General features: G+C 61.6%; 22 protein-coding genes. 1 reads left to right on the forward strand and 21 read right to left on the reverse strand.

Translation table 11 applies throughout. The features are described 5' to 3' along the window. Positions 1-9: 9 nt before the first annotated feature. The 17 genes from KYK33_RS11260 to KYK33_RS11340 all read right to left on the reverse strand — a co-directional run bounded on the left by KYK33_RS11260 (position 10) and on the right by KYK33_RS11340 (position 21467). Complete coding sequence (locus tag KYK33_RS11260; RefSeq protein ID WP_224430554.1) at positions 10-297, reverse strand: type VI secretion system PAAR protein; 288 nt, start codon at positions 295-297, stop codon at positions 10-12. 51 nt (positions 298-348) lie between these two features. Continuing rightward, the gene (locus KYK33_RS11265) at positions 349-1833 is read right to left on the reverse strand and encodes a VasL domain-containing protein (protein WP_224430555.1); all 1485 of its coding nucleotides are present in this window, start codon (positions 1831-1833) and stop codon (positions 349-351) included. A 61-nt stretch (positions 1834-1894) separates the two neighbouring features. After that, entirely contained in the window at positions 1895-5389 is a 3495-nt protein-coding gene (gene tssM, locus KYK33_RS11270) for a type VI secretion system membrane subunit TssM (protein ID WP_318010425.1), read from the reverse strand. Positions 5390-5419: 30 nt separating this feature from the next. Then, positions 5420-6826: a type VI secretion system protein TssA gene (gene tssA / locus KYK33_RS11275; protein ID WP_224430557.1), complete on the reverse strand. Its 1407-nt coding sequence runs from the start codon at positions 6824-6826 to the stop codon at positions 5420-5422. Positions 6827-6834: 8 nt separating this feature from the next. Then, positions 6835-7437: a type VI secretion system-associated protein VasI gene (vasI, locus tag KYK33_RS11280; protein ID WP_042043852.1), complete on the reverse strand. Its 603-nt coding sequence runs from the start codon at positions 7435-7437 to the stop codon at positions 6835-6837. Between the two features lie 28 nt (positions 7438-7465). After that, the gene (locus tag KYK33_RS11285) at positions 7466-9004 is read right to left on the reverse strand and encodes a sigma-54 interaction domain-containing protein (protein WP_042043854.1); all 1539 of its coding nucleotides are present in this window, start codon (positions 9002-9004) and stop codon (positions 7466-7468) included. Between the two features lie 3 nt (positions 9005-9007). Continuing rightward, positions 9008-11659, reverse strand: a complete 2652-nt coding sequence (tssH, locus tag KYK33_RS11290; protein WP_224430558.1) for a type VI secretion system ATPase TssH — start codon at positions 11657-11659, stop codon at positions 9008-9010. A gap of 19 nt (positions 11660-11678) precedes the next feature. After that, positions 11679-12458, reverse strand: coding sequence for a type IVB secretion system protein IcmH/DotU (gene icmH, locus KYK33_RS11295; RefSeq protein WP_042043857.1), 780 nt, complete (start codon positions 12456-12458; stop codon positions 11679-11681). A gap of 25 nt (positions 12459-12483) precedes the next feature. After that, complete coding sequence (gene tssK, locus KYK33_RS11300; protein ID WP_042043859.1) at positions 12484-13821, reverse strand: type VI secretion system baseplate subunit TssK; 1338 nt, start codon at positions 13819-13821, stop codon at positions 12484-12486. Positions 13822-13823: 2 nt separating this feature from the next. Beyond that, positions 13824-14336 carry a type VI secretion system lipoprotein TssJ gene (gene tssJ / locus KYK33_RS11305; RefSeq protein WP_042043862.1) on the reverse strand — a complete coding sequence of 171 codons (513 nt, stop codon included), beginning with the start codon at positions 14334-14336 and terminating at the stop codon, positions 13824-13826. Continuing rightward, complete coding sequence (gene tagH, locus KYK33_RS11310; RefSeq protein WP_224430559.1) at positions 14336-15619, reverse strand: type VI secretion system-associated FHA domain protein TagH; 1284 nt, start codon at positions 15617-15619, stop codon at positions 14336-14338. The genes tssJ and tagH overlap by 1 nt, the downstream gene beginning before the upstream one ends. A 2-nt stretch (positions 15620-15621) precedes the next feature. Next, on the reverse strand, positions 15622-16620 hold the full coding sequence (gene tssG, locus KYK33_RS11315; protein WP_042043865.1) for a type VI secretion system baseplate subunit TssG: 999 nt from the start codon (positions 16618-16620) through the stop codon (positions 15622-15624). Then, entirely contained in the window at positions 16584-18350 is a 1767-nt protein-coding gene (gene tssF, locus KYK33_RS11320) for a type VI secretion system baseplate subunit TssF (protein ID WP_042043866.1), read from the reverse strand. The genes tssG and tssF overlap by 37 nt, the downstream gene beginning before the upstream one ends. A gap of 3 nt (positions 18351-18353) precedes the next feature. Further along, on the reverse strand, positions 18354-18785 hold the full coding sequence (gene tssE, locus KYK33_RS11325; RefSeq protein ID WP_042043868.1) for a type VI secretion system baseplate subunit TssE: 432 nt from the start codon (positions 18783-18785) through the stop codon (positions 18354-18356). A 6-nt stretch (positions 18786-18791) separates the two neighbouring features. Continuing rightward, a complete protein-coding gene (gene tssC, locus KYK33_RS11330) occupies positions 18792-20270 on the reverse strand; it encodes a type VI secretion system contractile sheath large subunit (protein WP_224430561.1) in 1479 nt (492 codons plus the stop codon). A gap of 35 nt (positions 20271-20305) precedes the next feature. Then, positions 20306-20809, reverse strand: a complete 504-nt coding sequence (gene tssB, locus KYK33_RS11335; protein ID WP_042043873.1) for a type VI secretion system contractile sheath small subunit — start codon at positions 20807-20809, stop codon at positions 20306-20308. A gap of 433 nt (positions 20810-21242) precedes the next feature. Continuing rightward, complete coding sequence (locus KYK33_RS11340) at positions 21243-21467, reverse strand: hypothetical protein (protein WP_224430562.1); 225 nt, start codon at positions 21465-21467, stop codon at positions 21243-21245. A gap of 358 nt (positions 21468-21825) precedes the next feature. On the opposite strand from KYK33_RS11340, the gene KYK33_RS11345 reads away from it, so the two are divergent. Beyond that, entirely contained in the window at positions 21826-22134 is a 309-nt protein-coding gene (locus KYK33_RS11345; RefSeq protein WP_224430563.1) for a hypothetical protein, read from the forward strand. A gap of 296 nt (positions 22135-22430) precedes the next feature. Here the strand turns inward: KYK33_RS11345 and KYK33_RS11350 are convergent, their stop codons facing one another. The 4 genes from KYK33_RS11350 to KYK33_RS11365 form a co-directional block, all read right to left on the reverse strand. Beyond that, positions 22431-23282 (reverse strand): aldo/keto reductase, encoded by an 852-nt coding sequence (locus KYK33_RS11350; RefSeq protein WP_224430564.1) that lies wholly within the window; start codon positions 23280-23282, stop codon positions 22431-22433. A 126-nt stretch (positions 23283-23408) separates the two neighbouring features. Beyond that, the gene (locus KYK33_RS11355) at positions 23409-24470 is read right to left on the reverse strand and encodes an alpha/beta hydrolase (RefSeq protein WP_224430565.1); all 1062 of its coding nucleotides are present in this window, start codon (positions 24468-24470) and stop codon (positions 23409-23411) included. A 341-nt stretch (positions 24471-24811) separates the two neighbouring features. Further along, a complete protein-coding gene (locus KYK33_RS11360) occupies positions 24812-25300 on the reverse strand; it encodes a (R)-mandelonitrile lyase (protein WP_224430566.1) in 489 nt (162 codons plus the stop codon). A 27-nt stretch (positions 25301-25327) separates the two neighbouring features. Further along, positions 25328-26356 carry an MBL fold metallo-hydrolase gene (locus KYK33_RS11365; protein WP_224430567.1) on the reverse strand — a complete coding sequence of 343 codons (1029 nt, stop codon included), beginning with the start codon at positions 26354-26356 and terminating at the stop codon, positions 25328-25330. Positions 26357-26436 lie beyond the last annotated feature (80 nt).

Genomic DNA, 26436 nt, shown 5'->3' on the forward strand with positions numbered 1-26436 from the left:
GGGGGCTCCTTATCCTGCCAAACCGCTGCCGGTGCCGATGACGACGCCACCACAGCCTATCTCTGTGCCGGTCACGGCAATGGGCTTGCCGTTGACCAGTACAGAACCGACCCCGCCCGCGATGCTGCGCGGATGGGGGGGATTATTGGGTTTGTCATGGGGCGCCAGGGGATCCCCCTGACGCGCGACCGGTTTGCCGTCGAGCAGCACATTGGGACTGGCCGCGATGATGGGCGATGGTACGAAGCCATCATGATCGGTACCGAGATCTCCGAGCAGGGCAATGGTAGGGCACATATGATTCTCCTTGCATGGCGGCACCAGACAGCGTCCGGCACCGCCTGATATTCAACCGGGTGGCAGGACGCCATCGTTCTGGCGCTCGGCCAACTGCTGTAGCTGATAGAGGCGTACCGTCAGCGACTTGAGCTCATCCTCCATGCTCTTGAGCTGAGCCGGAGGCACCTGCCCTCCCCGCGTCTCCATCTCGCTCAACCTCGCGTCCAATGGCACCTCCACCAGCAGATCTTTCTGGATCTCGTAGAGGCGGGACTTGAGGTAGGAGATGGTGACCGATTTGCGCTGACGCTCCAGCTCGAGCAGGGTGCTGAGCAGGCCATCGATCCCCTCCCTGACCCCCAGATAAGCGGATCCAGTCTGTGCGGCATTGCCACGCTGACGCAGCAGGGCATCTTGCCACTGGCGGGTCATGGCCTGCACCTGGGCCGTCTCCGGGTAGAGGCGCTGCATGGAGTTCGTGAGCTCGTCACCAAAGCCATACCAGTAGAGGGGCGAGACTTGCTCCAGCTGGGCGAGCCGACGCTGGTAATCACCGATCAAGGTGGGCGCCAGATCCTGAAGGGACTGCTCGCCAAGCAGGATGCGCGCCTGGCGAATATCGTCCCGATCCAGCCCCTTGGGCATGGGTTGGGCGGGCAGCTGCAAGCGGGCAATCATGGCACTGCGCTTGGCCTGCTCCACCTGCTGTTGCACGCTGGCCGGCTGCTGACTCAGCTGCCAACCCCACCCTGCCAGCACGGGCAGCGCACAGCAGAGCACCCCGAGACCGAACCACTGCCAGGCCGGACGCCGCTTGTGCTTGGCTTCGATTTTCAGCACTGTCGGTCTGAGGGTGCCGGGTTCTCGTCCCACCAGTATGCTGCCCTGAACCGGGCTGCTCGCGGTGCTTCCAGAGGCGTTCTCGGACCCGGCGGCGACCTGGGCGCCCTGCTCGCCGTGGAAGAACACCATGGGCGGGATCTGCAGATCGTCGCTCAGTCCCGCTTCATCCGAGACAATCACGACTTCTGCCTCATCGAACAGATGGGTATAACCCTCGATGAAGTGCACCAGATTCTCGACCCTGGGAATGCGGCTGAGCCCGCTGTGGTGCAGCTTCTCGCTGATGAGCTGCAAGGCCCGCTCGCAGCGATAGACTAGCCGCTTGTCGTCATGGCTTATCTGGTATTCACGGATGATGGGGCTGACACGAGCGATGAACCAGTCCAGCATCTCGACCCGGGCCCGCTCCTGATGCACCGGCGGCCAGACGCTCTGCCACTGGCTGACGATCAGGTTGGCCATGAACTCGCACCCCTCGGCGAACCCCTTGAGCCCCTGCAGGCGCGAGCGTGCCAACACGAAATAGATGGCCGTCTGCAGATCCACCCCGTGCCGTTCGAAGATCTGGCTCGCCAGCTGATGGATCCGGACCCAATCCACCTCGGGACGAGAGGCATGACTCAACTTGTTGATTTCGCTGCGCAGTGCCTCGTATTCGGGCAGCATGCGGGGATCCGAGCCTATCTTGAGTGCCTGTTGTGCGTCTTGCATATCAATATTCCACTCGCTGGGAGCACACCGGGGACTCGCCCCGGTGTCTCGCCATTAGCTATCAATAGAGGGATTCAGGCAGGCTGAACTGGCTGAACAGGCCCCCGGCAAAGGGATTGTGAGACGCATCCGTATAGACCCTGTAGGTCATGGCGCCCTGATCCACCGGGAAGCGCACGTCGAAGGCGGCCTCCTTGACCTGAGTCAGCTCCCCCTTGTCCATCAGCCGGAACATGGCCCAGGGCCCGACGAAGCCTTCACTGCGCGGCGATCTGTCCCGGGCGGCAGGCACCAGGGTTATCTTGCTCTCGGCCCCGTCCCGCATGGTGTTTGGCCACACCAAGGGCACCTTGCTGCGCCGACCATGGGCATATTCCAGCAACTGGCCGTCCAGATTCAGCACGCTGCGCCGCTTGTTGGCGGTCAGCTCGATGGGTTCGAGCACGAACTGCACCTCCAGATTGCCTTTGGGGGTGAAGAAGGTCTGACGGATCCGCGCCGCCCGCTCGAGCTGCTTGAGCAACTCGGCCTGCACTGGCGAGCCGTAATCGCCATCCATCAGACCGCTCTCCACCATGGGCTTGAGGTTGCTCTGATAGAAGCTGTCCAGGGTGCCGCCGGGGGCGAAGAAGCGCTCCATCTCGGAGAGCGGAGCATCCTTGGCCGACACCGGATTGAAGGGATAACGCCCCGCCAGCTCGGTGTTGAAGGGGGTCACCACCCGGTCTTGCCACTCCTGATTGAGGGAGGACATGGCCAGATCCACCACCAGGCGGGAACTCTCCTCGGCCAGCTGGCTCACCCAGCGATCCAGGGGCATCGGCAGGCCAGTGGCGTATTGCTGCAGGGCAAACACCGGATCCGCATACTTGTTGGTCAATCGCATCTGCACCGCTTTCAGCGCCGCCTGGCCCGGGTCCGTGGCGTTGACGATGAGCTCGAGGTAGTGCTGCAAGTCGGTCAGCTTCTGGGTCACCTCGGAGATGAGCGGCCCCTGCTCACCACGCCCGCTCAGCACGGCGTTGGTGGCCAGGAAGGGGCGACCTATCCGGGCCGAGATGGCCTGGGTGGGATCCCCTTCCTTGTCCGACAGCTGGCGGATGCGGGTGTTGTCGTCCAGGGTCGAGATGACCCGCTGGAACGGCTGATCGTTACCCGTGATGGCCGCCAGCACATCCAGGGCCTGCTGCGGGTTTTGCAGGGATTGCACATCCAGGTTGGTCAGCAGGTTCTGCCACTGGCCCACATAGTTGGTGACATAGCGATCGTTGACCTGACGGGTGATCTCCCGCCGATCCGCCTCGCTCAACCGGGTGTTCTTGCGCTGACCCAACACCCAGGCATCGGTCGCGGTCAAGTCGATGAGCGCGGTATCCTGCTTGAGGAAGAAGGTGCTGAACCCCGGATAGGTGAGCAGCCGTGGCACCAGGCCCCGCTTCTCGTCCCGCAGCACGAAGACGCTGTCGAAGGTCGGCCCCACCTCGTCGCGGATATTGAGATCCGGCGCCAGGGTTTCGTCGGCCTTGAGCACCAGATTCTGGTAAACCCGCTGATAGAGCGGCAGCTTGCCAAGCTCACGCTGGGCGCCATAGACGCTCTGCTGGAAAGGGGCGAAGGCCATGATGGCCGCCTGATCCTTCTGCACACGGCTGCCATACCAGTCGGTATGGTCCAGGGCGTAATCCAGGTGACCCATCAACTGATCCTGCGCCACTCCCTGACCCGGGAAGGCTTGTTGCCAGCGGCTGCCCATAAACTGCTCGACCTGAGGCTTGTCACGGCCGGAGGCATCATCGATCATGCGCATCACCCGCAATATCGCGAATTTTTCCTCGCTGCCGGCCGGGGCCTGCTCAAGATCCTCTTCCAGTCCCTGCATCAGGGCCGGCAGGAAGCGCAGCCGCAGCAGTTGCAGATAGGAGCCCTCCACATAGGGGCCTATCTCGTCCCCCTGATAGAGCCCCAAGTCCGCCAGCACCGGGGAGCGCTCCCGATAGTTGCCAAACGACAGGGTCGCCTCGCGAATAAGATTGAGGCGGGGCAGCTGGTTGAAGCCCAGGGCATCCTGACCGCTCAGATCCCGGGTCTGCATGAAGTCCTGAGCCTTGGCCAATACGACCTGCCCCGCCGCCTCGTTGACTCGGTAGTAGTAGTGCCAGCCACCAACCAACCCGGCGCACACTAGGGCGATGGCGCCGATGCCCACCGCCATGCGACGGCGGCGATAGAGGGTATGCAGGCGATTCTCCCCGGCCAGATGGGCCTCGGGGAAGATGATGGCGGCGAACAGATTGCGCACGAAATAGGTGGTCGACTCCCCGCGCAACGAGGAGTAAATAGGGTCGGGCAGCTGATAGCGGCGGGCCGATGCCTGAGCGAACGCATCAAACGGCACCCCTTGCTGGTAAACGGAGCTGACATAGACGCCGCGCACCATGATGGGTTTGCCCTCTTCCAGGGGGGCCAGGGTTTCGCCCAGCAGCGCGGTCACATAATCCTTGAGCCCCGCCAGTTGGCGCACGAAGGCGAACAGCGCATTGCGCTGCTTGTCGCCGCGCCCGGCCAGCAACATCTCCGGCAGGTTGTCATTGAGATTGACCAGCCACTGATCCCAGAACAGTTCCAGATCCTGCAACCACTGCTTGCCCTGGCTGGTGCCGGGTTCGAAAGTGACCCCGAGCACCGCCTCGCGGGCCTCTTTATCCAGCGCCTCGTACACCGCATCGAAGCCGTGCAGCAGATCCAGCTTGGTGAAGGCCACATAGAGCGGCAAACGGGTATTGAGGGTGCCCACCAGCTCCTGCAAGCGCGCCCGCATCAGCTGGGCATAGGCCTTGCGCTCGGAGACGCTGGCCTGGGACAGCCAGGCGAGATCCACCGTCAGCACCAGGCCATTGAGGGGCTGGCGACCCCGATTGTCCCGCAACCAGCCAAGCAGGTGATGCCAGCGCCGTTGCGCCGGCGAGTTCATCTCATCCGCGCCCGGCTGGGCAAACAGCTGGCCATCGGGATCCAGCATCACCGCCTGCTCACCGAGCCAGCAGTCGATCTGCTGGCCCTGGGCGTCATCGCGCAGCTCGTTGTCTAGCCTGGGGTTGAGCTTGTTGGCCGGGTTGGCCCTGTGGATCAGGCTGCTCTTGCCGCTGCCAGGCAGGCCCAGCACCAGATACCAGGGCATGGCATAGAGCGCCTGCTTGCCGAGGTGCTGACGCAAGGCGCCCAGCCAGCGGTCGAGGAAACGCTGCTGACTGTCCACCAAGGCTTGGGCCGGATCCTGCTCCAGCACCACCTCTTTCTCGCGATCCAGGCGATCGGCCTTGAGCCCCTGATAGAGGCGCCAGGCGAGGATCCCCAGCGCCAGCCAGAGCCAGATCATCGTGAATACCACCCGAGCCCAGACGGAGGCCAGCGGCTGGCTCTCCCCCAAGGTCAGACGCGGGCCGAGCCACCAGGCCAGGATCAGCACGACGACCCACACCAGTCCCCCCAACAGGGTCCAGGAGGGTTTCAGCTTGGGCAGCTGTTGCCGTAAAAAACTAAATAGGGTCTTGAACATAGGATTGTGATTCAACTCCGACTCGATGACTCATTTCGACCCAGGGGTCGCGTGCTGTTCCAGGCGATTGACCAGGCTTGGCTCCCACTGGGCCAGACCCAGCCGGACCGTGGTTTGCCACAGATGCTGATAATGTTGCCGTGCCAGGCTCCCCATGCCGGCCTGCGCCAGCAGATCGGCCTGGACCAGTTCGGCATAGAAGCGCGAGCGGGGCTCGCTGAGCCCCTGCATCTGCTCCTCGAGCCGCTGCAGGGCCAGATCCAATCCGCCCTCGTCCAGATCAAGCTGCGCCAGGGATCCCAGCTCTGCCCTCCCTTCACCGGCTCGCGCCTGCTGCAACCAGTTCGCGCAAACCGCTGGCAGAAAAGGGGTCCCATCGCTAAAGCTCAGGGCCTTGAGCCCGGGCAGACGCGCGAGAAAGGCCTGGGCCTCCTCCCGGATCCCCTGGGCGGCCTCGTTGAAGCCCAGGGCCCTGGCCAGCTCGAAGGAGAGTTGGTGACCCTCCAGCCAGTACGGCGCCAACGTCAGACTCTGCTCCACCTTCTGCCAGAGCGCCTGGGTCGGCTGGCCCATGGCGGCGCGGTACTCATCCACCATGTCGGCGGAAACCGGCGCTAGCTGGGTCTTGCCATTGGCCCCCGCCAACGGCGGCGTCGCTATCCCGGACCAGATGGCGTGGCGGCGTAGCCGATATCCCACCGCCGCCTCGCTCTGGCGCTCGATCAGCAGTTCGGCCACCTTGAGCTGGGTCTGGCGCCAGGCCCTGTCATTGCTGCTGTCTATCTCCAGAGGCGCAGCGGGAGATGGCGTGGCCGTCAGCCCCATAGCGGTCGCGCTGCTCGCTCCCGATGGGGCCGTCTGGGCACGCTGGCCACCCTCGGCCTGCTGCTGGGCCGCTTGCTGGCTCTGGGCCCGGCGCAGGGCGCTGCCCAGGCTGGCCAGGGTCTCTTCCTTGTCGGGGCACAGGGCAAGCCAGCGGGAGGATAGCCTGTCCCAGCGGCCAAGCAGTTGACCCAGCTCAGCGGCACTGGCCGACTCGCAGCTACGCTCAGCCGCCGCCTCGAAGCGCTTCACTATCTGAGTCATCAAGCGCTGCTTCTGCGCAAGATTGTGCGGCCAGGCCGTCAACCAGTAGGCACCCAGCCAGGCCTCCAGTAGATCGAGGGCCGTCGCGAAGGGCGCCAGCTTGGCCGGCTGTTGCAGGCAGCGCAGCAGCTGAGCCAATACCCGCATGTCTTTGGTATGCAACTCAAACAGTTGCAGGCAGGATTCGGCGACCGCATCGAGATCCACCTGGCTGTGGGCCAGGGAGCCCAGCTTGACCAGTTCGGTCTCCACATAGTCCCACTTGCCATTGTCGGGGGGCACAGGCTCGCGGCTGCGTTCCTCAGGGATCGCGGTCAACAGGCGTTGGCACCAGGGGTGAATGTGACTCATGCGCCCCCCTACCAGCGACACTGCTGACGCAAGGGTGACAAGGCCTTGCCCAGACCCGTCAGGTCAAACTGCAACATCACCCCCTTGGGCGCCGTCAGGGTGAGCTGGCGATGGCCGACCCAGCCCTTGAGCTCATCGATGGCGGGCAGGCCGCGGCCATACTCCAGCAGCATGCCCTGCTCGCGCACGAACCAGTTGCCCTGGCGAAGCGCGTCATCGAGTCGAGTCTCGACGCGGTTCCCCACCCAGGGTTCATCCAGACGCAGTCGCAAGCTGGTGATGCTGTTGCTGCAACTGATGGCCAGGGTGGCGCCACGCAAGGCGGGTCGAGTCAGCAACAGACTGGCCTGCTCAGCGTCCGTTTCAGCATCCTGGCCGAGCAAGAAGGGCTCGCTTTGAGCCGTTCTACCCTGCTCCTGACGCCAGATGGCTTGCCAGAGTTCGGACTGGCGGGCGGGTTCGGCCAGGGCGACGGCCCCGCTGCCGATGGCGTCGTAGCAGGCCAAGCGCACTAGCGGAGACGCTTCGGCACGGCACTGTTGCAGTTGAGGCGCGAGCGCATCGCCCTGAGTCGTGACAGCGAGCAGCAAGGGGATCAGGCTAAGGGACATCAGTTCACCTCCAGCGGGTTAAGAGGCATCAGTTCACCTCCAGCTTCTGGCATTTGTGATCCAGGGTGCGCTTGGGAATATTGAGGCTCTGGGCCACCAGCAGGCGATTGCCCTGGTAGTGGCGCAGCCTGGCTTCGATCACCGAGGCCTCGTATTTCTGCATGGCCATGCGCAAGTCCCGGATGTGGTTGTAGTCATCGAGCAGGCCCGGCAAGCTGGCGCACACCCGGTTTTGCAGCTCGGGAGGCAGCGCCTCCAGGCCAATTTCCTCACCGGCCAGGGTGTGGGCACAGGCGACTTCCAGCAGGTTGCGCAGCTCGCGCACATTGCCCGGGAAGTCGTAACCCTGTAGCTGGCGCAGGAAACTGCCCTGCAATTTGCCCAGCACCTTGCCCTCGGCGGCACCAAACTGGGCCAGGAAGTGCTGAGTGAGGGGGGCGATATCTTCACTGCGCTCGCGCAGAGGCGCTATGTGCAGCAGACACTGGCAGAGCCTGTGGTAGAGATCGCTGCGAAACGTCCCCTCCTCCACTCGACGCTCAAGGGGCTGATGGGTGGCGGCGATGAGGCGAAAATCGGAGTGACACTCCTTCTCCCCCCCCAGGGGTCGGTAACTGTGGGTTTCCAGCACCCGCAGCAGCTTGACCTGCATGGCGGGGGGCATGTCGCCCACTTCGTCCAGAAACAGGGTGCCGCCATGGGCCTGAGCCACCAGGCCCGCCTTGTTGTGCTGGGCCCCGGAGAAGGCGCCTTTCAGGTAGCCAAACAGTTCGCTCTCAATCAGGTTTTCCGGGATGGCGCCACAGTTGATGGCCACGAAGGGCTTGTCGGCGCGATCCGAGCACTGGTGCACCAGGCGAGCGACCACCTCCTTGCCGCTGCCCGTCTCCCCCTGAATGAGCACAGTCAGCCTGTGCTGGCCCCCCTGATGGATCTGCTGGCGCAGGCCGCGGATTGCGGCAGACTGGCCGACCAGCCGCTCATCGAGCAGCTGTTCATGCTGGCGCTGGCGCTGACCCTCTCCCTTGATCAAGCGCAGGGAGTCACGCAGCACCGATTGGTCCCGACGGCTGCGGCCCAGCTCGCGAATGAGGGTCAGTTGATTGCAAAACAGTTGCGCCAGGGCCGTGAGGCAAGGCTCCGCGCTCCAGGCTTGCAGCCGGGTTCCCTCATCGAGCAGGGCCAGCACGGCGAACGGCTTGCCTTGGCTGTCAACCAGCGGCATGGCGTGCAGCCCTGTGCCTTGGCCAAGGGTGGTCAACAGTTGGCGAAACCCTTTATGCTCGATGCGCGCACCGCCATAGAGGGAATCCCAGGTGCGCGACTGCGCCTTGTGCAGTACATAAGCGAGGGGATGGGCGAAATCATCCGCTCCCAGCACCATGGTGACCGGCTGCCCTTGCACCCGTCCCTGGCAGTGCAGCTCGCGACCACTGACATCCAGCATGGCCAGCAGCATGCCGCTGGCCTGGTAGCGGGTCGCCAATTCGGCCAGCCACCAGTCACACAGACTCTGCTCATCACGGGCGCGGGTCAGGGCCAGGGCAAACTCGAGGGCTTGTAACATGGCTTAGCCCTCGACCTCGGCGATGAACTCACCCGACTCGACCCGGAAGCTGACGCGATTGATGGCCTGACCCGCCCCAAGGCGTTGCAGCAGTTGCAAAGAGACCGGCGGCAGCAGGGCCCCGTCGATGACGGATTCGAGCATGCGGGCCCCGTTCTCGCTGCGATTGGCCCGGCGCAGAATCTCCTCGGCCACCTCGGGCTCGAGTACCACCTCGGCACCGAACCGCTCCTTGAGCAGGCTAACCAGTCGCGCCAGCTTGCCCTGCACTATCTCGACCAGGGTGTCGTGACCGAGCGGCAGATAGGGGATCACCTCCATGCGCGCCAGCAGGGCGGGCTTGAAGAAGGCGGCCAGCTCCGGATAGAGGGCGTCGAGCAGGGCATTGGGCTGCTCGGCATGGTCCACTATGGTCTGGAAGCCCAGGTTGGAGGTGAGGAAGAACACCACGTTCTTGCAGTCGATGACTCGTCCCTCGCCGTCGGCCAGTTCGCCCTTGTCAAAGCCCTGATAGAAGAGGTTGAGCACGTCCGGATGGGCTTTCTCCACCTCGTCGAGCAGCACCACTGAGTAGGGTTTCTGACGAATGGCTTCGGTCAGCACGCCCCCCTCGCCAAAGCCGACATAGCCGGGGGGCGAGCCGATGAGGCGAGAAACCGTGTGTTTCTCCTGGTACTCGGACATGTTGATGGTGGTGAGATACTGACGACCGCCAAACATCAGCTCGGCAATCTGCAGCACGGTTTCGGTCTTGCCGACGCCGCTTGGCCCCACCAGCAGGAAGGCGCCCAGGGGGCGACCCGGCCTGCGCAAGTCGGCGCGGGCGGTGAGCAGATGCTTGTGCAGGTGCGCAACCGCAACCCCCTGCCCCTTGATGGTGTTGCCCAAAAACTCCGGCAGACGGGTCACCACATCCAGTTCCCCCTGGGAGATACGGTTGAGGGGGACCCCGGTCCACTCGGCGATCACCGCCGCTATCTGGCCCTTGTCCACGTGGGCCGAGACCAGCACTGCCCCCTGTTGCAGGGCGGTGAGTTCGGCATCGAGCTGATTGAGACGAGCGATGGCGAGCAGGGGGTCCATGGCGGCGTCGGCCAGATCCACCCCAGCCTGGGGCTGCTCCGCCTGAGCCTGTTCATGCTGGCCATCGAGCAGCGCGGCGCGCAGCGCCACTATCTCGTGCACCAGGCTCTGCTGCTGCTGCCAGTGCGCCTCCTGCTCGCCCAGAGCCAGGGTGCAGGCTTGCTGTGCCTCGTGCAGCTCGGCCAGGCGATCCTCGTTGTCGCCCAGGCCAATCATGGCCTGGCGCTCGAGTTGGCGAATTTCCAGCTCCCGCTGGCGCAGCGCGTTTTGCAGGTGACTGACGGCGCGCGGCGGCGTGGTCAGGTTGATGGCCACCCGGGCACAGGCGGTATCGAGCACGTCGATGGCCTTGTCCGGCAACTGGCGACCCGAGATATAGCGGGCGGAGAGCTGGGCCGCAGCCTGCAGCGCCTCCTCGTCGATCAGCACCCCATGGGCTTGCTCGTAGATGCTGCGCAGGCCGCGCAGGATCACGGTCGCCTCCGAGGCCGAGGGCTCACCCACCTTCACCAGCTGGAAACGGCGCGACAGGGCCGCGTCTTTCTCCACGTACTTCTTGTATTCGCTCCAGGTGGTGGCGGCTATGGTGCGCAGCTCACCCCGGGCCAGGGCCGGTTTGATCAAGTTGGAGACATCCAGACCACCGGCCTGGTTGCCAGCCCCTATCAGGGTGTGCGCCTCGTCGATGAACAAGATGATGGGACGCGTCGACTCCTTGACCTCCTGCATCACCCCCTTGAAGCGCTTCTCGAACTCCCCCTTGACCGAGGCCCCGGCCTGCATGGCGCCGAGATCCAGACTGAGCAGCTCGACCCCCCGCAATTTTTCCGGCACCTGACCCGCGATGATACGCAGCGCCAGTCCTTCGATGAGGGCGCTCTTGCCGACCCCGGCCTCCCCCACGACGATGGGGTTGTTCTTGCGGCGGCGGGAGAGGATGTCGATCATCAGATCGATCTCATGATCCCGGCACAATACCGGATCCAGGCTGTTCTGGCGGGCCTGTTCGGTCACATTCTGGGTGAAGCGGGCCAGCAGACTGGCATCGGCAGGCAGGGCGCCCTGGGTCGCGGCGCCGCTGGCGTTGACGCTGACCTGAGTTTCGGCAGACTCTTTCACCCACTCATCGAACTGCTGGCGCAGCAGTTCGCGGTTGACCTGGGCCAGCAGACGGCTGATACCGGCGCTGAGATAACGCTGGGGGGTCATCAGGAGCACCAGCAACAAGACGCCGCTGCGCAAGCGGGCATGGCCAAACTCGGCGGAGGCCAGCAGCCAGCTGTCTTGCAGCCACTCGACCAGCAACGGTGAGAAGGAGGGGTAGCCCGGATCGGTACTGGCATCCCCCGCCCGGGGTTGCAGCAGCCCCGTCAGCTCATCGACCGGTACCTCGGCCCGCTTGAGAATTTGGCGCACATCGCACAGGGGCGTCTCCAGCATCTTGAGCAGCAGATGCTCGATACGGATCTCGCTGCCTTGCTGGCTGACACACAAGGCGGCAGCCTCTTCCAACATGTGGCGACAGATGGGGTTGAGTCTTTCCACCAGTACTGGCAGTTCTATACGGATCAAGGCGTGCTCTCCTTAGTAATTATTTTAATAATTCGCCCAGTTGACGCAGCACGTCCTGGGTCTGGTTATCGAGTTGGTGATGGTAGAGACCGAAGATGAGGGCCAATACCAGGGCGCTGCCGATGCAGAGACTGCGCAGGGACCATTGGCGGGGTAACTGATAACGGGATGCCTGCTGGCCCAGATCCAGGTGAAAGACCCGGGGCGCCTCGGTCTGTGCCTCGCCCTTGAGCTGGCGATGGAGCTGGCTCACCACCCGCTCGAACTCGCCCTTGCCCTGGGTCATCACCTTGTAGCGGCCCTCGAAACCGAGGCAGAGGCACAGGTAGATGAACTCCAGGATGTCGCGATAGCGCACCGGATCCTCTTGCAGACGAGCGAGCAGCACGAACACCTTCTCGCCGCCCCAGGTCTCGTTATGGAAGCGGGTCAGCAGTGAGTGTTCCGACCACTCGCTCTGACTGCCCCAGTCGCGGCCCATGACGGCCTCATCGATGAAGGTGCAGAGGATGTAGCGAAACGACAAGACCACCCCGTTCTCATAGCCATGGGCCGTCAGCTCCTGCTCGATGGCCTGCACTTCGGTGACCACCCGTTGATAGAGCTCTGGCACCCGATCATGGCGGGTCAGTTGGCGCACCCGCTGCACCAAGCCCAGCAGCGGGGTCACCGCATCTATCATGGGGTTGATGCTCTGGCCCCGCAGGCGGAACCAGTAATCCGAGTCCATGTCCAGCTGCTCGGCATGGTCGAACAGCAGGTCCTGCATCTGGTCGCTGTGAATGATGTCCATGGTCATCTGTGATACTCCTCCCTTCGGGGGATCATTGGCTGCGGATGGCCCAGAGCTGCATGTCGAGCTCCGGGAAATCCCCTGCGATGTGGAAGCCGATGGTGTTGCCCTTGATCAGCATCTGCCAGGCCGGGCTCTGCCGGTCGAGCTGGAAGTAGCTGTAACCGGCGTGATAAGGCAGCTGGCGCGGCGCCACCGGCAGTGGCAGCAGCGGGATCCCCGGCAGTTGCAAGCTGATGAGTTCGCGGATCTTCTCGCTCGATGCCACCTTGATCTGTTGCAGCAACTGCTTGCGCAGCTGCTCCTGGGGCATGCGGGCCCGCACCGCCAGCACGAAATCGGCGCTGGCCATGAGTTCGCTCTCGCCCACCATGGCCACCATGACCCCGTATTGATGCTTGTGCAGCTGAATGGAGACGGCGCGCGGCGACAGCACAGTGCTGAGCGCCTGGCGCAGGGCCAGGATCACCGGCTCGAAGCTCTGCTGCTGATCGTCGTGACGATAGGCACCAAACAGGGGCGGCAGACGGGACTCATCGGTGAAGGTCATCAACTCGCCACACAGCTGTACCAGTGCCTCGAACAGCCGTTCGGGGTGCAGGGTGCCAAGCCGGGCCAGATGGGCGAGCTGGGGCTGGGCGCGGTTGAGCAGTTGCAGCATCATGAACTCGGCCACATCGGCCACCCCTTGCTGACCGGGGGCGGCGATACGCTGGGAGAGGCTGCGAGCCCGCTCCCCCACCAGGCCCGCTATCTCGCCCAGGAAGCGCTTGAGGCTGGGGATGGCGGAGACGCTGATGCTGCACGGCATGAAGTTGCTGTCCAGCACCAGGCTGCCATCCGGGCGCTTGTCCAGGATGCGGGCGATGGCGAGCGAGGCGTAGGCGCTGCGGTCTTCCCGTTCGAGCATGAGCCGCAGGCTCACCTTGCCGATCTCCAGGGAGACCACGTCCCCCCCTTCGCTGTGCAGATCCCGCACATCATGGCGCTGGGCCTGCAACCGGGTGGCGATCCCCTGCTCGGGGTCACTCACCTCGTTGACCCCGCTCACCGACAACGGCAGCGCCAGATAGACCTTCTGGTTGGCCAAGGAGGCATCGAGGATCTCGAGGGGGGGCGGCAACAGATCATCATTTGGGATATTGAACACTGTGCCATCGGGCAAGATGCCGCTGGCACCGACCAGGGCGATGCGACCAAAGCCCAGATAATCCTCATTGATGCTCAAGGATTGCAGGCCGAAGAAGTAGTCGCTGAGCGCGCTCAGCCTGGCCTGGAGGCTGTAGTCCCCGTGACGCTGTTGTTGTTGAAAATGCTGGGGTTTGATGAACAAACCCTCACGCCAGATAACCCGATTTCGACTGGACATAGTTATTCTTCTTCTTTCTGTATTTCGACTTCATCGAGTCGCAGGTGAACCAGCAACTGATAAGCCCGCCCCTTGCTGCGCACCTTGATGACCTTGCGCCATTCGGCGCTGTTCGGGTCGGCATAACGGGCAATGACGCCGATGTAGCGGGTCTTCTCGTCAAGCTCGATGGGCGGCAGATATTTGAACTGGTTCGGCAGCAGGGTGTAGTCCTGATGATCCAGGTAGTTCTTGCCCAGCGCCTTCTCCGGATCCGCCGTCACCTGGTCATAATCGGTGGCCAGCAGCTTGGAGTCTTCGGCCAGCAGCACTATCTGGAACTCAATCGGCGCAGCCTCTCCCCCCTCGTTCGGATTGACATCGGGCTCGGCCAGCAGGCTGAGCCCCAAGGTAGAAGGCTGATCGTCATGACTGCCGACCTGGATATCCGGATCCATGGCCACGTCAGCCATCTTGCCCATGGTGGTGCAAGCGGACAGCCCGAGCAGCAACAGCAGGCAGAGCACTGAGCGCATCAGATAAGTCCTTGTTGCTCGCGCAGGGCCTTGTCATAGGCCTGGGCATATACCTGATGGAACAGCTTGTCGAAGCCCTGCTGACGAGATGAGGTGAGCTCCTGGTAGTAGTGCTGATACATGATCCAGCTCCAGGCCTCCTCGCTCAGGTCGTCGGGTTTGCGGGTACGGCGATAGTGCTCGAAACGCGAGCGCAGTGCTTCGGGGGAGAAGGCGTGCAGTATGCTGTCCAGCGCCGCTTTGATGGCGGTCTGGTTGGCCACGTGGTGGACCCGGATATTGCGCAGGCTCTCGGCAACCGCCGCAGGGGCGGCCAGATGGACCGGGCTCTGCTGTTCGGCGAACAGGAGCGCCAGGGTGTCGTCATAACCCAGTCCCAGACGCAGGGGGTTATCTTCGATGGGCCGCAGATGCTTGTCGGTCAGGGCGGTCTGATCCGCCTGCAACAGCAGGAGCCCCTCGACCAGCGCCCGCAAGGTTCTGCCCATCTCCTCGAGCATGTCGTGAGCCTGCATGCTGTCTGCGGCGCGCAAGGATTGGCCAAGGCCACGCATCAGCGGAGTGAGCGCCACATGGCTCGCCTCGTTGTGCAGATCCTGATAATCATGCCCGGCCCCTTCGATGGTGGGGATGTCGAGATATTCCTGACTCATGGTGTCCTCGCTAACGGCGGAAGTAAAAGTGGGGGGGACCCGGTCGGTCCAATGCTTGGGGGCGCTGGCATCCGCCTCGGCAAACAGGGCGGCAATGCCCTGCCGCGGCGAGGGGCGGCTGTCGATGAGCGGGCTCTGCTGGCGCTCCTGTTGCAGGGCAGCCAGGGGGTCGAGTGCCAGATCCTGGGGACCGGCATCGGCCTGGGAGGCCGGAGTGGCGTCCCCGTTCAACCAGTCGTCGAGCTGCTCAGATGGCCGGTTATGCAGCACCTGATGCAAGTCCGGCTCGACGCGGACGGCACCGAGATAAGCCTTGAGGCGAAACGGCCCCACCACCAGCTCATCCCCTTGCTCCAGGTGAACCTTGCGAGCCCGCCCTATGGGCGAACTGGCCCCATTGATATAGGTCTGGCCGCTCAGATCGCACAGGCAGAAGCGGCCATCGTGCTGCTCGATTCGGGCATGACCCGGCATGACGACACCGAGCCGGTCCCGCAGTTGCCAGTCATCCTGCTCGGACGCGCCCAGGGTGCCACCCAGCTCGTCAAAGCTGTATTGCACCCTGTGATTGCCATCGAGCTGCTCGCTGTTGAGCACCACCAGGGACAGCTGTTGATTTATGGTCTCCACTTTCACTCCTGCACACAGATGGTCACGTAGGGATCTTCCGGCGGCTGGCCGAGAAAACTGCTCCATCCCAGCCGACCGCTCTGCTCCTCGCCGAGCTGCATGCCGTGGGCCTGGGCCGGGGCGAAGCCCAACCGCAGATCCCAGGCAAGCTGATCGCGCAAGATGAAGGAGACGAAGGTCACCAGGGGTTGGAAATGCTCGCCGTTCGGAAGAAAGGTGAGAAACTCTTCATGAGTTAAGTTATTTATTTTCAACAAAAATTTACCTGCACAATCCTTGACGCCCGCACCTATGACCAGATCGCTGCCCAGGGAGGCATTGGCACGGCCGAGCCGGTTCTGCTGTTCGCCGTGAATGGCAACCCGGCGCGGCTGCCAGGCAACCACCTCGACATCGAGCAGGTCGAAACAGTGGGCCACCAGACCCGCCACCACCTCGGGGGAGCGACTGGGGCTGGCCAGCATGCCGGCGTAGGAGAGCATCTTGGCGCGGTTGACCGGCAGGCTGTGGCACAGCTCGTCGTTACCCAGCCCCACCAGGGCAAACATCAGCCGGGAGAAGCCATCCTCACCATCGTTTTGAAAGCGCACGTGGTAGCGATACTTGCGCCAGATGCGATGGAGCAGGGTCAACAGCCGGTGGTGGAAGAAGTCCAGGAACAGGCCGAGCTTTTGCTCCCCTTGGGCATACTCCCAGGCCAGGGAGTCCAGGTAGTAACCGGGCATGGGGGACTGGCTGCCGTGCAGGCCGAGGAAGGCGACTTCCAGGTGGTGACGCCCCTCGTCATCGCGATCCACCGTCAGCACATCGCTGGTCGGAAAACCCAGCGAAGCAGACGACTTGAAGCGGATCCGCTCCCGCTCGGGCAGGTAATCGAGTCCGCTCTCCTGATCCAGGCCATCCTGCTGGCGCAAGAGCTCCACCAGCTGGAAGAAATTGTAGCGAGCCGCCTCCTGGGCGGGCCTCACATCAGGGAGTGCTGACCTATCTGTACCGGCCACTTGTAGCACTCCTTGTTGTCCAAATTGACCACCTCGAGCAGGTGGAAGGCGTTCACGCTGGCGTAGAGCGAGAGGAAATGTGCCAGCACAGTGCTGAACAGATAGAGCTCGCCCTCACTGCCAAAGGCAGATTGACGAATGGAGAGCACCGACTTGAGTCCTCGCACCGGCATGCCCTTGACCAGCCGATCGACCGGACTGGTGGTTATCTCCTCGATGCCGGCCAGTCGCTTGCGCGATGCCTGCTCCGCCTGCTTGTCTTGCAGCGCGGGAAAATCGTAGGTACGCAACACCTGCACCAGGGCATCCCGGCGCAGCAAAGAGACGTAGTTGAGGGACAGGTTGGAGATGAGAGTCCAGTGCAGACTGCCATCCAGAGCCGGATGCAGGGGCCGGGTTGGCCGCATCAGATTCCTGAAGGTAGCAAAGGAGGGGGAGCTGCCGGTCGGCACGCAGATATCCCCGGCCTTGAGCCGCGCCGCCTTGCCTCTGTTGGTACAGGTCAGGGTCACAGAGATGGACTCATCGAGCTGCACCATGCTGGTCTCGTCGCCACGCACGAAGGAGAGTTGATGCTCAAAGCCCTCCCCGGCCACCGACTCCTTGACCCGCACCCGGTAGTAGAGCGCCAGGCGGCCCTTGGCCCGCTCAATCTGATGCTGGAAGCTCTCAAAAGGCTGATAGAGTCGCGGCGCGCCCCGGGCACGGCCCAGATTGCCCTCGGCCCAGCCTTCCACCTTGTCCACCGAGAAGATCTCGAAGCTGTCGCTGTGGCGATAGCTGGCCTTGAGGGGATATTCGGTCTGGCGGCCATTGAGGTTGATGGGCTCGCTGTCATGCTGGAACAGGTTGATGGCCGGCACGCAGTTGAGCATGAAGGAGTCGGGCCGGATCTTCAGATCCGCTGGCAGTGGTCTGGTGAAGCAGAAATGGATCTTGAACGCGCTGACCGGCAAGGGCTGGCGCGGCCAGTCGCCACCGGAGAGCTCGAAAAACAGGAAGCTTTGCGGGAAGCAGAAGAACTCCTGCAAGATCCGGTAGCCGGAATAGACGTTGTTCGGGTAAGGCAGCAGCGCATCATCACGCTCAAAACCGACGCTGCGCAGGGCTTTGGCATCCTGACGAAAGCGCTTGCCCTCGACTTCCAGCTCGATATGGGAGAGCTGGTGCGAGAGCCAGAAATAGAGCTCATAAGCGGTGTAACCATCCCCCCCCAGATAGAGCCGCAACTTGTCCAGTTGCAGGTCGCTCAGGGGCAGCGGGCCATGGAGTGAAATGTCCAGGCTGATGGTGGAGAGATCCGTGCCGCTCTGGGCATCTATCCGCGCGATGTCGGCGGGGTAGATCCAGGCATCCCGGCAGGTCTTGAAATGGCAGCTCACCCCATCCTGGGGGCGGCTATCGAGCAGGCAACCCTGGCTGACCAGGGCGGGTTGGGCAATGGAGCCCGGGATCACGGAAAACTGCATCATGGTCATGCTGGGCACGGGACGCAGGTAGTTTGGCCAGAGCATGCCGAGCAGGCCATGGGTCAGCTCGGGGAACTCATCTTCGATCTTGGCCCTCAGATTGCCCGTCAGGAAGGCAAAGCCTTCCAGCAGGCGCTCGACGTCGGGATCGGTATTTTGTTCCGACAGAAATCGGGTCAGTTCGGGATGGGCATCGGCAAATTCGCGACCTTGCAGGCGCAAAAAAGCGAGTTCATCCCTGAAGTAGTGTTCCAGCGGCATTGATCAGACCATGCGGTAGTGACGGTGGTTGTCCATGTGGACATTGAACGAGGCAATCTGCTCCAGATTTTCCAGTCGTATGTGGGCGGTCACCTGAAAAGACATCTCCAACGGATTGTCCTGATAGTCGGGTGTCCTGACCTCCACATGGGTGATCCTAGGCTCATAGCGTCGGATGCACTGCCGGATCGCTTCCCGGACCCGCCCCTTGATGTCCGCCTGACCCTGGGTCGCATCGTTCAAGTCGATGACACCCAGTTCCGGGGAACTGGCACAACTGCCGGGACGGGTGTTGAGCACCTGATCGAGCTGGCGTTTCACCGAGCCTATCAATTGCTCAACATCCGAAGCGGGGGGAGTTGCAAGCCCCTCCCCCCGTATACGATCGAACAGACTGGCCGCATTTCCTCTATCCCAGGAAGAGAGATACGGCATGGGTCATTATTCCTTGTCCAGGCGCCCTACCAGAGAGAGCTCGAAGCTGGCACCCATGTACTTGAAGTGCGGACGCACCGACATGGCAACCTGATACCAACCCGGCTCCCCTTCCACGTCCAGCACCTTGATCTGGGCGGCACGCAGCGGACGGCGGCTACGCACGTCTGCCGGCGGGTTTTCCTGATCCGCCACGTACTGCTTGATCCAGCCATTGAGTTCACGTTCCAGATCCTGACGCTCTTTCCAGGAACCGATCTGCTCGCGCTGCAGCACTTTGATGTAGTGGGCCAGGCGGTTGATGATGAACATGTAGGGCAGCTGGGTACCCAACTTGTAGTTGGTCTCCGCTTCCTTGCCCTCTTTGGTGTTCGGGAACACCTTGGGCTTTTGTACCGAGTTGGCAGAGAAGAAGGCCGCATTGTCGCTGTCTTTGCGCATGGTCAGGGTGATGAAACCCTCCTCGGCCAGCTCATACTCACGGCGATCGGTGATCAGCACTTCGGTCGGGATCTTGGCCTGCAACTGACCCATGGCCTCGTAGACATGCACGGGCAGGTCATGGATGGCGCCACCGCTCTGGGGACCGATGATGTTCGGGCACCAGCGGTACTTGGCGAAGCTGTCGGTCAGGGAAGAGCCCATCAGATAGGCGGTATTGCCCCAGAGGTAATGGTCATGATCCGAGCTGATGTCTTCTTGATAGTTGAAGCCCTTGATGGGGTTTTCAGTCGGGTCGTAAGGCAGACGCGCCAGGAAACGCGGGGCGGTCAGGCCCAGATAGCGTGCATCCTCGGATTCACGCAGCGAGCGCCACTTGGTGTAGGAAGGCCCTTCGAATACCGACTTCATGTCCTTGATCGACGGCAGATCGGTGAAGCTGTCCACCCCGAAGAAGGCGGGGGCGACCGAGGAGATGAAAGGTGCGTGCGCCATGGCGCCGACCGCACTGACATACTGCATCAGCTTGATATCGGGGGAGCTGTGGGTGAAGGCGTAGTCGCCGATCACGGCACCGATCGGCTGGCCACCGAACTGGCCATAGCCCGTCGAATAGACATGCTTGTAGAGGCCAGACTGAGTGATTTCTGGTGAAAATTCAAAATCTTCCAGCAGCTCTTCCTTGGTGGCATGGAGCAGTTGGATCTTGATGTTTTCACGAAAATCGGTGCGATCGACCAAGAGCTTCAGGGAGCGCCAGGAGGACTCCAGCTCCTGCAGTTCACCGGCGTGCAAGATGACATCCATCTGTTTGCTGAGCTTCTTGTCGAGTTCGACAATCATGCTGTCAACCAGTGCCTTGTTGACGGGTTCTGCCGTTGAACCATTGTCCAAGATATTGGCAATGAGGGCGGCAACCCCTTGTTTCGCAACGCTATAACCTTCATCAACCGGGCTGATGCGGGCCTGCGCCATGATTTCGTCCAGCAAGGACCCAGAGGCGCTGCTGGCCCCTGCCTGTACCTGTTCTTCGACCAAAGACATGTCTATTTCCCTTCTCGTCAATCAGTTCCGCCGCGTTACTCGGCAGGCTTAATCACATCCAGTTCCTTGAGCAGTTGCTCACGGGCTTCGTCGCTGGACAGCAGATCCTGCAGGCGGTTGCGGAACGCCGGGATATTGCCGAGCGGTCCCTTGAGGGCCACCAGGGCTTCTCGCAACTCCAGCAACTTGCGCAGTTCGGGCACTTGCTGGGCAACGCGATCCGGGGTGAAGTCTTCCAGAGACTGGATCTGGATGGTGACAGGCAGTTCATCCTGGCTGTCTTCTTCCAGACGATTGGCCACGGAGAATTTCAACTCCAGACCGGATTCCTTCATGACAGAAGAGAAGTTGTTCTTATCGATGGAAACGGTCTGACGCTCTTCAATGGGCGTGTCTTCAGTCCGTCCCTTCATATTCCCAACCACCATCATGGTCAACGGAAGCTCTATTTCCGCCTGCTGACCACCGGTTGCCGGGACATATTTGATATTGATACGTTCTTTGGGCGCTACTGTGGCGCCGTCGATTCCCTTTCCCATGCTATAAGTACCATCTTGGATCCACTTAGGTGCACTAGGTTGGTCTCGATATAGCCCGATGGCAACCTGTCAAAAATAACAGTTGACGCTCCACCTCATAAAAACCCTTTTTCAAAAATACTGACAAACAAGCCTAAGCAACTGAATTAACTAAAAATATTAAACAAATCCATTAAACAGCTCGTCATTTAGCATGCACTCATTAACTGGGTGGATAGCGACAGTTTTTTATAATACCTGTCAGATCTGACAGGTATTATCAGGCGGCCAATTAACCAGCAAAAATAATGTGTCATTAAAATGTCATGTATTGTTCGCAATTCATAAAAATCATCATGACGGAATAATTGATGTGCGATCCTGGGGCATGTCGTTCAGATATATCGTCGTACTGGCTCAGCGAGGGGTTATCGAAAATGGAGTATGAACATCACTATTTCCCGTGGATCGCCTGCCGCGAGGCAAGCTGGGGCAGCCCTGTATCACCCAGCGACGGGTACGCGATAATTGGCCTCACCCGCTGTTTGGCCAGGGTCAGAATGGCAAACACCGGCAGCGTCACTGTGATGGCATCACGGACCTTGGCGATGAACGGGTTGCTGGCGCTGCCACCCCATTCGACGAACCAGATGCCTTGCGAACAGAGCCAGTGAATCACTTGAAAGAGCCCTGAACCATCCAATGGATGACCAAGCGCTCTGCAAGGGAATATCGGCCGTCACTGATTGATTTGCAGAAACAGGGGCCCCTCCCGCCACAATAATCGACCCTTGAGTCGCCCTCCCATATCTAGAGTTGACAATATAATCAACGCTTTGCACCAAAAAGTGCCGGGAGGGACGCTAGCGTACCGACACATTCACAGCCAATGGAAAACACACGGCACACCCACAAGGCAGCCATCCTGAGCTGTGCAGGTTTTTCATACACTTTCGTGTTTTGTAGCAAGCTGCCATTCAGCCAATCTCGGGTAATTTACCGTTGTTTAATTACCATGACTTAATCAGGGGAACATCATGACAAATCTCGCACCTTTCCAGGCAGTGCTCGGGCAGGGTTTAACGACGATTAGAGAGTCAGTGGTGAAGATATTTGGCAACGAAGGGGGCCTTCTACTTTACTGCAACCTGAACCACAGTGACATCCTCTGGTATCCGACCGTGGTGTCGTCGCTAGGCGAACACCGTGTCGTGAATGATGCCGGGATAGCTCAAGGCTTCACGACCAGACACGAAGCCGAGGAGTACATGCAGAGAGTGTGCAGGGTACTTCCCATTGAAATTGTGGAGAACACCGCCCCCTCCTCGCGGACTCTCTTGGGCTAAAGCCCTCATTCATCATGGGTTGTCTCCCGGTGGCCCTCATGGCACCACTGACCCCGGAGATGGTTGTAACCGACTGGTCGGTGAGGTCATTCAGAGAACAAAGCCTGCTGCCCTCTCCCGCACAACGCCGATAGAGCAATCAGTGAGTGATAGATTTGGATCAGACGAGCACTGTTAGCCGTCTTGCGCTTCTGATCTGGGCGGTTGTCCTGATGTTCAGGCACCAGACTCCAGTTGGCGGCGAACCGCGCCACCAACCGTCTGTCATCTCCCGACGCCATTGCTGATTGCCCTTGTCAGACGTCGAGCTTGCGCCGGGTCAGCCACTCCACCATGGCGGGGTCGCGGTGAGAGAAGAAGGCGCTGGTCGCCGTATCCAGCGCGGCTATCTGCACCATCTCTTCCTGACTGAGCTCGAAGTCGAGGATATCGAGGTTCTCCTTCATCCTCTCCTTTCGCACCGATTTGGCCAGCGACGCTATGCCTCGCTGGAAGATCCAGCGCAGCGCGACTTGTCCCACGCTCCTTCCCCGCTTCGCGCCGATGGCGGTCAGCACCGGGTGCTGGAACAGACCATTTCTGCCCTCTGCGAAGGGAGCCCACGCCTGTGGCTGTATCTGCCGACTCTGCATCCAGGGCGCGGCATGCAACTGCTGATTGAAGGGGTTCACCTCTATCTGGTTGACGGCAGGCACCACCTTGTTGAACGCCATGAGATCCGCCAGCCGATCCGGCTGGAAATTGCTGACGCCGATTGCCCGGATCTTGCCGGCTTGCTGCAACTCCTCCATCGCCCGCCAGGCGCCGTGGACATTCCCGTAGGGCTGATGGATGAGATAGAGATCCACATGATCGAGCTGCAGGCGATTCAAGGAGCGCTCGAACTGCGCCTTGGCTCCCTCATAGCTGGCGTCTTGCAGCCAGAGCTTGGTGGTGACAAAGAGTTCGTTGCGCACGATGCCGCTCTGCCTGATCCCGTTCCCGACCTGGGTCTCATTCTGATAGGAGGCGGCGGTATCGATCAGCCGATAGCCGCTGTCGATGGCCTCGATGACGGCACGCTCGCACTCTGCCGCCTCCGTCATCTGAAAGACCCCAAAGCCCAGCAGGGGCATCTCTATACCGTTATTGAGTCTGACTGTGTTCATCTCATTTTCCTTTCGCTGTGGTGTGACTGGCATGACGCAGCCAAGGGTCTCCAGGGATCAATTCGTTGCCAGGGTGCGCTGACCACCTTGATTGTGCATATCAGGCACCCTGCCGTTATCCCCTGGTTATTGCAGACCCTTCTCTTTCAGGAACTGGCTGACCAGATCGGCAATCTGCATATTGTTCAGATCGGAGAAGGGGAAGTGGGTGTTGCCCTTGATGCCAATTTCGGGCAGATGGACGACGGTGACATCCCCTCCGTGCTGGTTGACCAGATCCCGCCACTGGCGGGCCATCGCCAGCCGTACTCGCCAGCTGTCCTGGGCGGGCATGGCAGTCGGTTTGTCTGGGATGTTGTCGCCATACAGGATCAGCACCGGGATCCTGGTCAGGCTCATGAACTGCGCCATCGTCACCGGCTCCCCCTTCAGGGTATCGAACGCACTCGGCATGGGGGCTGGCAACGCCTGCTCAGGGAAGAGGAAGCCACTGCCTGGTTCGAACGCGACTATGGCCTTCACCTTGTTGCTTTTTATGGCGGTATGCCAGCCCGGTCCGCCCCCCTGAGAGTGGGTGAACAGGATGGCCGGACCACTCTTGTCCACCACCGCTGCCATGGCATCGGCGATGACGTTGACATCAAAGGGCCCGGTGTTGGGTGTCATCTGGCGGAAATACTGGTTCAGCACCGCTTGATCCTGCGAGAACTGGACGTCTTTGAAATAATCCGGCCAGACGCCGAGGCGGAACTGATTGAACCACAACTGCTCATCCGGCTTGGGCGCCACTGTCCCCTCCACCATGCCGCGACCCGCGCTGCCTCTACGGGGTTGATCGACCAGATAGGTCGCAAACCCCCGGCGCAGGAAGAGGCTCTGGAAACCTTCCCGGCCATCCGGCGTGGTCTGCCAGGTACGGGAAGACTGACCGGCACCGTGGAGCATGACGATCGGATATTTGTGCGGGTTGGACGGGATCTGATAGAAGACGCTGGCGTGATCCCCATGGTAGGTCTGACCGGCAGGCTCCAGTGGCTGCTTGGGGTCAAACTTGCCGGGGGCGGTGACGACGGTGCCCCCCGCGGCAAAGCTGCCTTGCTCCTGAATAACCAGGGGATTGGCATGAGCGGGCGCCACTAGCGCCCCCGCCAGCATGCAAAAAAGCAATGATTTACTGAGTCTCTTCATGGTTGTGTTCCCTTGTTTGGCATCAAGCATCAATCCTGTTTACGTAATGAGCCTCACCTGTCGCCATCACGACGATGACCTGTCTGCCTCGCCCAAAGATGAGATCAAGTCCCTCTGGCCTCCAGCCACCGGGCTACTGTCTCGGTCGTTCGTCTCTCCTGATCGCACTCCATGATCAGTGGTGCATCTCGCCGGGCACCTGACGCCAGTCTGGCGAGTACCGCCTCGCTATCCCCGATGCCATAGCCACCGTGGGTGATGAAAGGAACGAGCCGCTTACCCGCCAGCGGTATCAAGGTGCACTGATTGGGGATCGGGCTGACTGTTATTCCCCCGCATGCTCAATTCCGGTCCCCGGCGACGGAGGCGCGATAATCACGCTCGCTCACCTGCGCAAGCCAGGTCACCACCTGGCCATCCTGCCGTTCAGCCAGCGCCAGGTGGGTCATGGGAGTATCTGGTGCCGCACCATGCCAGTGCTTCACGCCAGCCGGGATCCAGACCAGATCCCCTGGCCGGATCCCCTGGACAGGGCCTTCTGCCATCTGCACCCGCCCCAGCCCACTGACCACGTAGAGGGTCTGGCCCAAAGGATGGGTATGCCAGGCGGTACGCGCCCCCGGCGTGAAGCTGACCAGGCCGCCAGAGATGGCGGCAGGCGCCGTGCCCTGATACAGCTGATCCACATAGACATCCCCGACGAAGAACTCGCTGGCACCCTGGGTTGCAGGTACCTGCCCCGGGGAAAATACCTGTATCGTCTGATCCTTTGCCTCGGCCTGGCCGAATGCCATGGCGGCGGCGAGCGTGGTTGCAGATATTGGGTTCATTGTCGACTCCTGTGCTTTAAAAATGTGTCAATCGTGCCACCAGGCGCTGCCCTCATGGGGGATCAGCATGTTCAGGGGCTCCCCCATCACCGGAGTGGTCAATGGGATCTGCTGCTCGGCGGCCAGACGGACAATCTGCTCGAGCGGGTCATCCCACCCATGCATGGCCAGATCGAAGGTGCCGTTGTGGATCGGATAGAGCCACTGCCCGCGCAAATCGTGAAACGCCTGCGCCGTCTGCGCCGGCAACATGTGCACGTACTCCCAGCGCTTGTCGTAGGCCCCGGTCTCGAGGAAGGTCACGTCGAACGGGCCGAAACGCTTGCCGATCTCCTTGAAGCCATCGAAGTAACCGCTGTCACCGCTGAAGAAGAGAGTGGCTCCCTCCCCGCGAATGACCCAGGAGGCCCACAGGGTCTGGTTGCCATCGCCAAGGCCACGGCCGGAGAAGTGCTGGGCCGGGGTGGCGATGAACTCAATGCCGCCGACCCGGGCCTTCTGCCACCAATCCAGCTCCCTGACCTTGTGCCGGGGGACACCCCAGGCAACCAGGCGCGCCCCCACGCCGAGCGGCGTGATGAAGTGGCTGACCTTCTCTTGCAGCGCAAGGATGGCGTCATGGTCGAGATGGTCGTAGTGATCATGGGAGAGGATCACCGCCTCTATGGGAGGCAGCGCATCCAGGGTGATGGGCGCTGCGTGCCAGCGCTTGGGGCCAAACCATTGCACCGGCGAGGCGCGCTCGCTGAACACGGGATCCGTCAGCCAGAACTTGCCCTGCAACTTAAGCAGCAGACTGGAGTGGCCGAGGCGCCACACACTGTTATCCGAGGCGGCCATCAGCCCCTCACGGCTCATGGCCTGCACCGGGATGGCGCGATCCGGCACTGTGCCATCAGGCTTGGCGAACAGAAAATCCCACCAGAGCCGGGCTCCTTCCCAGGTGCTGCGCTGCGGCAGTGCCACGACATTGCTGAACTGACCCGCCTGATACTGGGAAGAGTCAGGGTGCGCGGGCAGACCCGGTTTCAATACATAGGAAAAAATGCCTGCCATCACGGCTCCTGTTAGCAACCAGAGAGAACGCCGGCACCTTGGGACGGCGCGAGAGAGCACAGAGGGGTTCTGCATTCATG

Source organism: Aeromonas rivuli (assembly GCF_020149575.1).
GTDB classification, from domain to species: Bacteria; Pseudomonadota; Gammaproteobacteria; order Enterobacterales; family Aeromonadaceae; genus Aeromonas; species Aeromonas rivuli.

Excerpts from the sequence above, each read along its gene's own strand:
- KYK33_RS11260 (WP_224430554.1), bottom strand. The coding sequence starts at position 297 with ATGTGCCCTACCATTGCCCTGCTCGGAGATCTCGGTACCGATCATGAT.
- KYK33_RS11265 (WP_224430555.1), bottom strand. The coding sequence starts at position 1,833 with ATGCAAGACGCACAACAGGCACTCAAGATAGGCTCGGATCCCCGCATG.
- tssM (WP_318010425.1), bottom strand. The coding sequence starts at position 5,389 with ATGTTCAAGACCCTATTTAGTTTTTTACGGCAACAGCTGCCCAAGCTG.
- tssA (WP_224430557.1), bottom strand. The coding sequence starts at position 6,826 with ATGAGTCACATTCACCCCTGGTGCCAACGCCTGTTGACCGCGATCCCT.
- vasI (WP_042043852.1), bottom strand. The coding sequence starts at position 7,437 with ATGTCCCTTAGCCTGATCCCCTTGCTGCTCGCTGTCACGACTCAGGGC.
- KYK33_RS11285 (WP_042043854.1), bottom strand. The coding sequence starts at position 9,004 with ATGTTACAAGCCCTCGAGTTTGCCCTGGCCCTGACCCGCGCCCGTGAT.
- icmH (WP_042043857.1), bottom strand. The coding sequence starts at position 12,458 with ATGACCATGGACATCATTCACAGCGACCAGATGCAGGACCTGCTGTTC.
- tssK (WP_042043859.1), bottom strand. The coding sequence starts at position 13,821 with ATGTCCAGTCGAAATCGGGTTATCTGGCGTGAGGGTTTGTTCATCAAA.
- tssJ (WP_042043862.1), bottom strand. The coding sequence starts at position 14,336 with ATGCGCTCAGTGCTCTGCCTGCTGTTGCTGCTCGGGCTGTCCGCTTGC.
- tssF (WP_042043866.1), bottom strand. The coding sequence starts at position 18,350 with ATGCCGCTGGAACACTACTTCAGGGATGAACTCGCTTTTTTGCGCCTG.
- tssE (WP_042043868.1), bottom strand. The coding sequence starts at position 18,785 with ATGCCGTATCTCTCTTCCTGGGATAGAGGAAATGCGGCCAGTCTGTTC.
- tssC (WP_224430561.1), bottom strand. The coding sequence starts at position 20,270 with ATGTCTTTGGTCGAAGAACAGGTACAGGCAGGGGCCAGCAGCGCCTCT.
- tssB (WP_042043873.1), bottom strand. The coding sequence starts at position 20,809 with ATGGGAAAGGGAATCGACGGCGCCACAGTAGCGCCCAAAGAACGTATC.
- KYK33_RS11345 (WP_224430563.1), top strand. The coding sequence starts at position 21,826 with ATGACAAATCTCGCACCTTTCCAGGCAGTGCTCGGGCAGGGTTTAACG.
- KYK33_RS11350 (WP_224430564.1), bottom strand. The coding sequence starts at position 23,282 with ATGAACACAGTCAGACTCAATAACGGTATAGAGATGCCCCTGCTGGGC.
- KYK33_RS11355 (WP_224430565.1), bottom strand. The coding sequence starts at position 24,470 with ATGAAGAGACTCAGTAAATCATTGCTTTTTTGCATGCTGGCGGGGGCG.
- KYK33_RS11360 (WP_224430566.1), bottom strand. The coding sequence starts at position 25,300 with ATGAACCCAATATCTGCAACCACGCTCGCCGCCGCCATGGCATTCGGC.
- KYK33_RS11365 (WP_224430567.1), bottom strand. The coding sequence starts at position 26,356 with ATGGCAGGCATTTTTTCCTATGTATTGAAACCGGGTCTGCCCGCGCAC.